Origin of the sequence: Parasediminibacterium schistidii (genome assembly GCF_046546515.1) — a bacterium.
Classification (GTDB): domain Bacteria; phylum Bacteroidota; class Bacteroidia; order Chitinophagales; family Chitinophagaceae; genus Parasediminibacterium.
The window spans coordinates 22,216-32,785 of sequence record NZ_JBKHKJ010000039.1 but is presented as its reverse complement, the minus strand read 5'-3'; the positions used below and the strand labels follow the sequence as shown (position 1 = coordinate 32,785).

Below are 10,570 nucleotides of genomic sequence, written 5' to 3'. Positions count from 1 at the left end.
TTTTATAAAATAACACCTACAAAAATCATCATTCTTGATATGAAAGATACAAGGATGAACCCAAAAAGAAACCCGTATTAGTACAAGGGAAAATAAATTTCCTAGTTAGTCCACGTCACCTTAGTCCTACCTAAAACAATACAAATAAAATAAGGTTTGCTGGCGGATACCTTTCGCTCCGTTCTTCGCTCATTAGTCAGCATAAGGTCGATTAATTAGCCCAAATACATTACTTCAACCCAATGCGCCAAGCCGCTAAGTTACCAGCACCAATGGTAATCAGTACAATAGTGACGGTGCTGCAGGGCATTAGGATGGCTGCAATCAAGGGTGAAAGGTTTCCTTGCACTGCGAAAAAAAGCCCTACAAGGTTATACAACATAGATGCAATAAAAGCAGTGATTACGATGTATTTGTTGTATTTGCATAGTTGGATAAATTTCTCCAAGTTCTGCAATTGACCTGCTTCCAGTATTGCATCGCTGGAAGGTGTAAAGTTGCATGAACCCTCCGTGATGGCAATGCCTGCATCTGCCTGTTTCAATGCCCCAGCATCGTTCAGCCCATCGCCTAGCATCATTACTTTCTGGCCACTGTGCTGCATCTGTTTTACCGCCTTCAGCTTGTCTTCTGGTTTTTGGTGAAAGAGGATGGTGGTTGATTTGGAGGTCAAGGTTTCGAGGTAGCTTCTTTCGCTTTCATTGTCGCCGCTTATGATGGCCAACTTATATTTGCTTTGCAAGTTCCTGAATATTTCTGGCACGGCTTTTCGGTAATGGTTTTTGAACAGGAACCGCCCAAGAAACCGACCTTCCACAGACAAGCATACAGAAGTTGTGGCATTGTTCTGCTTTAAAACGCCAATAAAATCTTCCGAGCCAATGGCTATCAAATCGCCATCAACAATGCCTTCTATCCCTTTCCCGGCTACTTCTTTAAAGGCTTTGATTTTATCACGGACGGGCGAACCCAAAAAACCAGCAACTGCTTTGCTGAGCGGGTGGGTAGATTGCGAGGCCAGCAAAGCCACTTTGTCTTTTATTGCATGGCTCAATGCGATGCCTTTGTACCATACTGTTTGTTTGCCGCTCTCGGTAAGGGTCCCTGTCTTGTCAAAAACAATGGAATTGATACCTGCAATTTCTTCAATGGCCTGCGCATTGCGCAAATACAATTTGTTTTTGCCCAAGCGGCGGATGATATTGCCATTGGCAAATGTGTTGCTCAACAGCAAGGCACAGGGGCAGGCAATGATAAGCACGGCAGTAACGGCAGGGATAATCCTTGACGCACCGTGCAGCCACCAGTAACAGGCAGCCAAGCCAGCAATTGAAAAAACGATGTAGGTAAAATAGCGGCTCAACAAATGCACAAAAGAATGTTTGTCTTTCTTTTCATTTTTAAATTCGTCCTTGTTCCACAAGCCTGTAAGATAGCTTTGGGCTACTTCTTTTATCACCAGTATTTCAATATTTGCTCCTATCTGCATACCGCCCGCATACACTATTTCCCCCATTTCTTTGGTCACTGGCTGGCTTTCGCCTGTAACAAAACTGTAGTCAATCAGGGCTTTGCCACGGGTAATGATGCCATCGGCTGGTATCAACTCCTGACTGTGTATTAGTAATGTATCGTCTAGCTGTATTGATTGCAGCGGCACTGTAATATGTTGTTCATTTTTCACTTTGGTTGCCGCCATGGGGAAATAAGAAGTGTAATCCCTTTCGAAATTCATGGAAGCATACGTTTTTTCCTGCAATACCCTGCCAGCCAGCATAAAGAACACAATGCCGCTCATACTATCGAAATAGCCACTGCCAGTACCGGTAGCTATTTCGTAGAGACTCCTGCCATAGGTTACTATCAAAGCAATCACAATAGGAATGTCAATATTTAAGAACCCATTTTTCAATCCTTTCCATGCGCTGATGTAAAATTCAGATGCAGCATAAAAGAACACAGGCAGGCTAAGCAGCAGGTTGAAAAGCATGAACACATTTGCCAACTGGTTGGTTACGCCCTTGATGCCGAGGTATTCTGGAAAGCTGAACAGCATGATATTGGCAAAGCAAAAACCTGCCACGCCCAGTTTGTATATTTTAGACCTATTAATGGCAGGTTTTGAAATGCCTGCATCTTTCAGGCTTATATGCGGCTCGTAACCAATGGAAGTAAGTGTTTCTGCAACAGCACGCAAGCTGGTTTCGTGAGGGCTGAAAATGGTGGTGGCTTCTTTTCGTTCAAAGTTCACATGGCAGGAAATAACGCCATTGTTCAGCTGGTGCAGGTTTTCCAGCAGCCACAGACAACTGCTGCAATGTATTTGGGGCAGGTAAAAAGCAACATGGGTGTGCGTTTCATCGCTATAGTTTACCAGCGAGGCCGCAATAGATTTGTCGTCTAAGAATTCAAACTTATCGCTCCTTACTTTTTTCCTGCCGCTTATGCCCGATGCTTCTTGTATGTTGTAATAGTTACACAAGCCATTTTTATCCAAGATGCCATATACCATTGCGCAGCCTTCGCAGCAAAAATCCTTATCGTACTGATGTATTGGGCTTTCGCAATCTTCCCCGCAATGGAAGCAATGTGTAGTAGTAACCAATTGTTTTGCCATATTGATGCCAATTAATAATTGACTGCAATGTAGTGGGGGTTGCTGGGCAAATAAATGACGGAAGTCATGTGGTGGGTGTTAAGTTCCAACTCGGGCAGGAATCCTTTCCTGTTCGTAGTTGGAACTTGATCTATATCAAAGTAAACTAGCTATATATTCAATAATCGTTTTGCAAGCCTCACCACCTCAAAACAATTGGCCTAATGATTGCGCCTCATCCATTGCAATAATTTTTTTGTAATAAAATAGATTATTACAATATTTTTATTACAACATTGTAATAAAAAATTAGTAATAAATTAAATTATCACAAATTAATTATTACAATAGGAGTTGTTTGCAGGAATTGCGTGAAAAAAAAAGCTTTTCGCAGGAAAACATAACTTTTTACCTGTCTGTTTCGTAGCGTCCTGCAAGTCCAAAGCACATCGTCTTTCAGCACTACTTTTTTGTTTTCTATACTGAAAGGAATATCTGTTTCTAGCGATGTACTTGAATTGTCTGCTTTTTTGCTAGTTATTTTAGGAGCGCTTTTTTTTATCTATAAGGCAAAAAAAAGAAACTTGAACAGTCCAACCAAAATAACCACAACCTATTTTTTTGAAACCAATAGTTTCCTTTTTTTATCAAATAAAAAACAAATACCATATCAAAACGCTACGACTTACCCTTTCATAATGCAAGCATTCGCATAGTGCTTCAATATTATAAAAATTTAGATAACTCTTTGGTGGCAAGCATTTGCTCGTTTTTGAAATGCTTTGGTTCGGTAATTGGGATATGGTTAACAATTAGTATTTGAAAAAGCACCCTAAAAACAGTAAAGCAAATGCACCCTATGCTATTATGCTATCATACAGCCCGAAATAATACGCTCCTAGTAACTATAAAAGTAAAAGGGGGCAATTTATATTTTCAAAAAGTGCAAAAAAGCATAGTAACCCAGTTTAAAACGGAAAAGTAATTGCAGGCAGCTAAGCTCCTGATCAAAGTTTAGCGCTTGAAGGCAATTATGTTTCTTTTCTTTCTTAACACTAAAAAACAAGTAAAAACATGTTGAAAAAAGTACTATCAGTTAGCACGGCTATGGCAATGTTATTTGCGGCAAATAGTCAGGATTTAACAGACAAGCAGGTTGCGGCTTTAAGCCCGCAAGCCAATGTGAATGTAAAGGGCAATATCAATGATGCAAAAAACAACTCGGCGGTTGGTACTGCTGCAACGCTTAAAACTTCAACGCTAACTACTGAAGGTGTCCAAAAAGTTAGTTTGGCAGATGTTGAAAATGTGGGCAAGATCGACAAAGTAAATGATGAAGTTTACAGGGTAGGGTATAGCGAAAAAGGGGTATCATCCTCTTTTAGGAAAAAGAAATTTGCTGACACTGTACCTCATTCTGCTGACCCTTTTGCTTGGGGCGATTTTTCATGGATGAATGGGCAAAGCAGGAAAACAAGTGCACCCGCATTCGACTCTAAGTATTTCACTGGCGATGTAACCTTTGATTTGAATAGCTCTTACTCTTTTGCAGATCCTATTGACAATACCGTTGTTGGTTCCACTGCTGTATCTAGGAATAATGAGCTACAGCTTTCTTTTGCTGGCATGGGGGGCGACATACACTATGGCAATGTGCGCGGCCGGGTAATGATGCAGTTTGGCACGCGTGCTACTGTAGTGCCCCGCAATGACATTAGTTCGTACAAAGGGCAATATGATTTGCAAACCATTTATCGTTACATAAGTGAGGCTTATGCAGGCTACCACTGGGATAAATGGCATGGTATCAATTTGGATGCTGGTATTTTCATGTCTTATATCGGTTTATTTTCTTATAACAATTTTGAAAACTGGGGCTACCAGCCTTCTTTTACCTCAGACAATACCCCTTGGTTTTTCAACGGTGTAAGGTTGCAAACATTCCCAACCGACAGGTTGAAACTGGAGTTGTGGTTGGTAAATGGCTGGCAGAGCTATGGTACTTTCAACCATTCGCCAGGTATAGGGGCTTCTATTTACTACAGGCCAAAAGAATCGATTGCTTGGGTGTTTAATAACTATTATGGCCAAGATGACCAGCTTGCCCCCGGGAGGATTCGTTACCACTTAGATTATAGCTTTTTGCATAGATACTACAACAACCCAGCTGCAAAAGGAATTAAGAAAGCTGCCTTTAGCATTACTACCGACTTTGGCGGAGAAAATGGCAAGGATGCCTTTGGCAACGATGTTAGCCCTTTTGGCCACAGGAAAGGTACCACTGCACAAAACTTTATCAGTGCAATGGCATATAACAGGATTTGGATTGGCAACCACTTTGCCTGGACTATCGGCGGTGGCTTTATGCACAATCCTGGGCAATACCTAGTACTTGCACCTACAGGATATGCCGATACATTGTTCCAACAACAAACTGGTCCGGGATCTACTTTCAACGCTTGGGATGGTTCTACAACCTTTGAGTGGGACGTAAATCAAAACCTTACATTGAAACTAGAATATGTTCACCGTAAAATAATAGACATGCACGGCATTAAAGGGTCAACTGACTTGGACGGCTATTTTGCTGGGCATGGCGGCGTTACAGGCCCTACTGGCTACCAATATGGTGGTGGATCAGGTTACTCTGCTTACACATCAAGTGGGGCGGCTATTGCACCGCCTTTGTCTGCACAAGGTGGTTGGATGCCTGGGCTAAGCAAAGAGGAAAACCGTATTATAATAGCATTAATGGTACGTTTCTAAAATCTTAAAACATTAGTAAATACATAAAATTATATACGATGGACAAGCAACAAGAAGTAAAGGAAAAATTAAAAGTGCTTTTGCAAGATAAAACGGGGCTGGCTATTAGCCAGCTAGCCGATACCGCTTCTTTTACAAACGACCTTGCCGTAGATTCCCTAGATATAATGGAAATATTAACTGATGTGGAAAAAACATTCAGCATCAAAATAACAGATGAAGATGCTGAAAAAATAATTACAGTGGGAGATTTATGCTGCTTTGTTCAAAAAGAAGCAGCATAAACCCCTTCTTCAAAATGTTTTTCATTAACCCTTTAAAATAAAAAACGATGAAAAGTAAAAAAACAAGCTATTTGTTAGCAGCAATGGTGGTTGTAATGTCAGCAAAAGCAAACATAACAGCACCTACTCAGCCTTTAAGCGGCATTTACGAAACTGCCAGCGATTTTACTCAGAAAAAATTATCTCATCCATTGTCAGTAAACGACAGGAAAAACCACTTGGTTTTGCACGCCATGTTTGGTTCATCTAAAATTGACATAGTGGAAAATGGCGTAAAAACCGCTTACAAGAAAAGCGACATTTTTGGCTACCGTGAAAATGGCGTTGATTACCGCATTGCTGGCGACCAAGTGTTGACCGTACTAGATACGCCTGATTTTTTGATGTACAGCGTTTTAACTGAAACACCTATCATGAAAGGGGAAGTAAAGAAAGAAACGCACTATTATTTTAGTGTAAGTGCAAATGAAGGCGTAAAGGAACTTACCAAGGAAAATTTGAAGCAAGCATTTGCCAGCAACAATAAGTTCCGCTATTATATTGATGCCTTCTTCAAATCTGACAAAGACTTATTTGCTTACGATGGTCAGCTAAAAGAATACAAAGTGAAATATGTGTACGAGGCTTCTTTAAAAAAGGGAGATGGCTTACAGGCAAGTAACAACGCAGCTTCTTTGTTGCCTATTATGTAAATGTTATGCTCATGCAGCAACTTCCCGAAAGTTTTAAACTTTCGGGAAGTTATAACTAAATCAACTTGTTACAAACACGCCGTTCCAAGAACAGTTACATAAACCCTAAAAAAAGTAATGATGTTATTTTTTGAAAAATTATTGATTGCCAGGAGGCTGCTTTCACTAAGCCAAAGGGAAGCATCGGAACAATCAGGTATCAACCAGGCAACCCTTAGCATACTAGAGCGTGGCGAAAGGAAATTTATACCAACCGAATACTTGCAATTCCTCTATAAAAAAGGGATTGACATCAATTGGATATTTGACGAGTTTAGCAGGACGGACAATATATTCCACAATAATTTTTTGCCAGTTTCCATTCAAGAAAATGAAAAGGGGCAGCCACAATATAGCGAGGCTTCCTTAAAATCGTTATTGCCCCGGGCTGGGATAAAAAAACATAGCGCGCATGAAAAGGAAAATCCACAAAATGACATTGAACTGAGTGGCTTTTTTACAGAAATATTGCAGGAATTGCGAAAACTAAATGATAGCCTGCACCCTGCTATTGCACACTAATGTGAGCCAATAAACCTAGAAGGTTTACCAAAACCTTCTTAGGTTTTTGGGTATTGGGATATGCTTTCTAATAGCCATATAATTTGATATATGCAATTGTTTGCGCAAATGCTTAGCACAAGAAATGCTTTTGCTTGTTTGTGGGTGCTTGCAATAAACTTCAACTGCAAAATATGGGTTGAAAGCGTGCAAAAAATAACCATTCATGCTTGTACCCAATCACCTGTACGTGTGAGGATTTAGAAGAAACAAAAAAGCAAAAAATGAACGGAAATATTTTAATAGTGGATGACGAAAGCAAGCTGAGGGCGCTTATTGCCAAAATAATAAGCCTAGAGGGGTTTGAGGTTTTACAAGCGGCAGATTGCAAATCGGGTTTAAAAAAACTGGAGCATAGCGATGTGGATGTGGTGCTGTGCGATGTAAAATTGCCCGATGGGAGCGGGGTAGATTTCTCGAAAACGATAAAAGAAAAACATCCTGATATAGAAATTATATTGCTCACGGCCTACGGCAATATACCAGATGGGGTACAGGCTATAAAAAATGGTGCGTTCGATTATATAACCAAAGGGAACGACAACAACAAGATAATACCCCTGCTTTATCGTGCCATGGAGAAGGTAACACTCACAAAAAAGGTACACCAGCTAGAAAAACAACTAGGAGGTGGTGGCAATTCTTTTAGTAGTGTAATTGGAAAGTCTACAGCCATTAAAACAGCCATTGAATCAGCCAAAAAAGTAGCCGCTACTGATGCAACTGTTTTGCTCACTGGCGAAACCGGTACTGGCAAGGAAGTATTTGCTCAAGCAATACACAACAGCAGCCACCGCAGCAAAAACAATTTTATAGCGGTAAACTGTTCTGCGTTTAGTAAAGAATTGCTGGAAAGCGAATTTTTTGGCCATAAAGCCGGGGCATATACTGGGGCGATAAAAGACACGAAAGGTATTTTTGAGGAAGCAAACAACGGCACTGTTTTTTTAGATGAAATAGGGGAGATGCCTTTGGAACTGCAAGCAAAACTGCTGCGCGTGCTGGAGAGTGGCGAGCTGCTGAAAGTAGGCGAAAGCAAACCGTTAAAAATAAACGTTCGGATTATTGCGGCTACTAACCGGGATTTGCAGAAAGAAATTGAAAATGGGCATTTTAGGCAGGATCTTTTTTACCGCTTGTCTGTTTTTCAAATTGCATTGCCGCCTTTAAGGGAACGGTGGGTGGACATAGAGGAACTGGCCATCCATTTCCTAAAGATATTTTCAGAAAAAACAAATAAAAAAGGGCTTTGCTTGTCAGAAGGTTTTGTAGGCGCATTGAAGCAACACGCTTGGAAAGGCAATATACGCGAGCTTAAAAATGTAATAGAGCGGAGTGTTATACTTACCGATACAAAAGAAGTAGGGGTAGAGAGTTTGCCAGTTGGATTCCAGTACAGCTTGGCGGCTGTAACAAGCTCGTATGCAGCTAAAGGAGTGATAGACTACGACCTTGCCAATGTAGAAAAAATACATATCCAAAAAGTATTGTCGCACACTAATGGCAATAAAACAGAGGCCGCTAGGTTGCTGAACATAGCCATAACCACACTGTACAGGAAACTGGAAGAATATAAAATTGAAGACTACCATGCCCAGTCAAAATCTTTAAAGAAAAGGCTGATGCTGGTTTTGTTAAAAATGCATACACATGCTACAGTGCCTATCAAATCATTTTGTGTGCTTTTTGCAAAGCATTTTATAGTAGTGAAAATAGCTTTTTTGTATTTGAAATATCTACTTTAATTAGTAGCAGCACACAGTCCCTTCACCCTAAAATACTTGCGTATGCTTATAATTCAACACTGTTTATTTTTTTTGGTATTTAAAATATATAGCATTAGGATATTATTCAATATCCTGATAGCACTTTTTGTTTGCACTTTATATTGGCAAAACCCAAAAAGCAGGAGCAAAAGCACTGCGGGCAGCAAGAAAAAGAACAACGCTACCAATTATAGGATAAAAATGTGATGGTAAATTACAAGAAAAAACATTTTTATATAGGTTCAGCCATTATGTTTTATCCATTATGGTAGCCATTTCTTTGGCTTGTGCGTCTCCTTCAATTAGGTTTTCAATGATGTTCTTTTTAGAAACGGCATCCCTATTTTGACTTAGCTTAAACACATGCTGTATATCTGTTATCTCTATCTCAAAACCAACAATGGCTTTCATCATGTCTTTCATATAGCTTTCGCTGATGTTTTTTACAGAGGCAGGGCTATCGTTTGTCACTTCAAAATGGTTGGTCAGGTTCACTAATAAATGGTACAGCCCATTTTCATCCATAAAACGAACAATACCTTTGGCATGTACAGCCTGATAGTTCCAAGTACTGGCAACTGCTTTGTTGGTGTACCAGCTTGCGCTTATATAAGTATTTGCACCACTAAAAATGGCCAACACATTTGGGTTTTGTTGGTATGCTAGCGTATGTTCCTGCTTACGCATGATGTGTGCTTGCAAATAAAGCGTGCCATCCCGTTCTTCAAACAAAACAGGTACATGCGTAGCCACGGGGTGCTGATTGGCATCAACGCCACAAAGCATAATAAATGGATGGGCTTTCATAAAAGCAAGTACCTCTTCTTGGTTGCCCGCCTTGAAATAGGGGATGTTGTACATAAATTCAAATATAAAACAGGAACGGCTAATCTTTTACAAAAGATTAGCCATTCCTGTTTTATTATAAGTTCTATATTATTTCTTAGCAGGCGGGGCTTGCTGTGGCATTTCCATTGGGTTTGGTTTTGCAGGTGGTGGAGGGGGAGGCGTGGTAACATCTACTACCTGCACGTCAAATACCAAATTGGTAAATGGCTTGATGGCTGCACCTGCACCTTGCTGGCCATAAGCTAGCATGGCAGGTACCAGTATCCTTCCTTTAGTGCCTTTGCCAAAAAAGCGAAGGCCTTCGTCCCAGCCCGGTATTACGCTTTTTGCACCTACTACCACGTTAAATGGCGGCATACCTGGTTTGTCCATGTTACTGTCGAAAACTTTGCCATCTGTTGTATAGCCTTTGTACAAAACGGTAGCTTGTTTGCCGCTGTCTGCTTTTAGTGTCATATCGCCAGGGGTACTAATTTCCACAAAAGCACCGCCTGGTGTTTTTTGTGCTTTGATACCTTTGGAAGACATATAGGTTTCCAATTCTTTAATTTCTTTTTGCTTTTCTTGCTCAACTTCTTTTTTGTAATCGGCTTCTATTAGCTTTTCATCGCTGAAAACACTTATTATTTCCATTTTTCCTTTTATCACATCACCTTTTGTAAACACTTTGTTGTACTCAGGTATCATGCCCATGCTTTTTAACGAATCAATGCTTAGGGTAAATTCCATCTTGTCGCCAACAGCACATTTGGGCAATACTTCTGTGAAATTATATTTGCCTAGCTGTGCGGAATCATACTTCATGTAATTAGGCAAATGCCCAAAAGAGCTATTAAGTATTGAGTCTTTGGCACCTAGCTTAAACTCTAAATTGAACTTGACAAATTGCCCGTTTTTCAATAGGGTGCTGTTACCGCCTTTTGTTATTTTATAAGGCATCCCAGACTTCGATTTGTCAAATTGGTTGCAACTCGCCATTAGTAAGGCAATTGCTAAAACTGTTGTTACTTGTTTCAT

The 10,570-nt window shown here is 40.3% G+C and carries 8 protein-coding genes; 5 read left to right on the top strand and 3 right to left on the bottom strand.

Annotated features, from left to right (window positions below):
• Positions 1-229: 229 nt before the first annotated feature.
• Positions 230-2,617, bottom strand: a complete 2,388-nt coding sequence (locus ACHFIY_RS17315; RefSeq protein ID WP_410847380.1) for a heavy metal translocating P-type ATPase — start codon at positions 2,615-2,617, stop codon at positions 230-232.
• A gap of 1,053 nt (positions 2,618-3,670) precedes the next feature.
• Here ACHFIY_RS17315 and ACHFIY_RS17310 point away from each other — a divergent pair.
• The 5 genes from ACHFIY_RS17310 to ACHFIY_RS17290 all read left to right on the top strand — a co-directional run bounded on the left by ACHFIY_RS17310 (position 3,671) and on the right by ACHFIY_RS17290 (position 8,683).
• A complete protein-coding gene (locus ACHFIY_RS17310; RefSeq protein ID WP_410847379.1) occupies positions 3,671-5,362 on the top strand; it encodes an outer membrane beta-barrel protein in 1,692 nt (563 codons plus the stop codon).
• Positions 5,363-5,400: 38 nt separating this feature from the next.
• Entirely contained in the window at positions 5,401-5,646 is a 246-nt protein-coding gene (locus ACHFIY_RS17305) for an acyl carrier protein (RefSeq protein WP_410847378.1), read from the top strand.
• Positions 5,647-5,693: 47 nt separating this feature from the next.
• On the top strand, positions 5,694-6,338 hold the full coding sequence (locus ACHFIY_RS17300; protein WP_410847377.1) for a hypothetical protein: 645 nt from the start codon (positions 5,694-5,696) through the stop codon (positions 6,336-6,338).
• Positions 6,339-6,455: 117 nt separating this feature from the next.
• Positions 6,456-6,899: a helix-turn-helix domain-containing protein gene (locus ACHFIY_RS17295; RefSeq protein ID WP_410847376.1), complete on the top strand. Its 444-nt coding sequence runs from the start codon at positions 6,456-6,458 to the stop codon at positions 6,897-6,899.
• Between the two features lie 263 nt (positions 6,900-7,162).
• Positions 7,163-8,683: a sigma-54-dependent transcriptional regulator gene (locus ACHFIY_RS17290; protein ID WP_410847375.1), complete on the top strand. Its 1,521-nt coding sequence runs from the start codon at positions 7,163-7,165 to the stop codon at positions 8,681-8,683.
• A 270-nt stretch (positions 8,684-8,953) separates the two neighbouring features.
• Here the strand turns inward: ACHFIY_RS17290 and ACHFIY_RS17285 are convergent, their stop codons facing one another.
• Together ACHFIY_RS17285 and ACHFIY_RS17280 are read right to left on the bottom strand one after the other, a co-directional pair.
• Complete coding sequence (locus ACHFIY_RS17285; protein WP_410847374.1) at positions 8,954-9,565, bottom strand: FMN-binding negative transcriptional regulator; 612 nt, start codon at positions 9,563-9,565, stop codon at positions 8,954-8,956.
• Positions 9,566-9,640: 75 nt separating this feature from the next.
• On the bottom strand, positions 9,641-10,570 hold the full coding sequence (locus ACHFIY_RS17280; protein ID WP_410847373.1) for an FKBP-type peptidyl-prolyl cis-trans isomerase: 930 nt from the start codon (positions 10,568-10,570) through the stop codon (positions 9,641-9,643).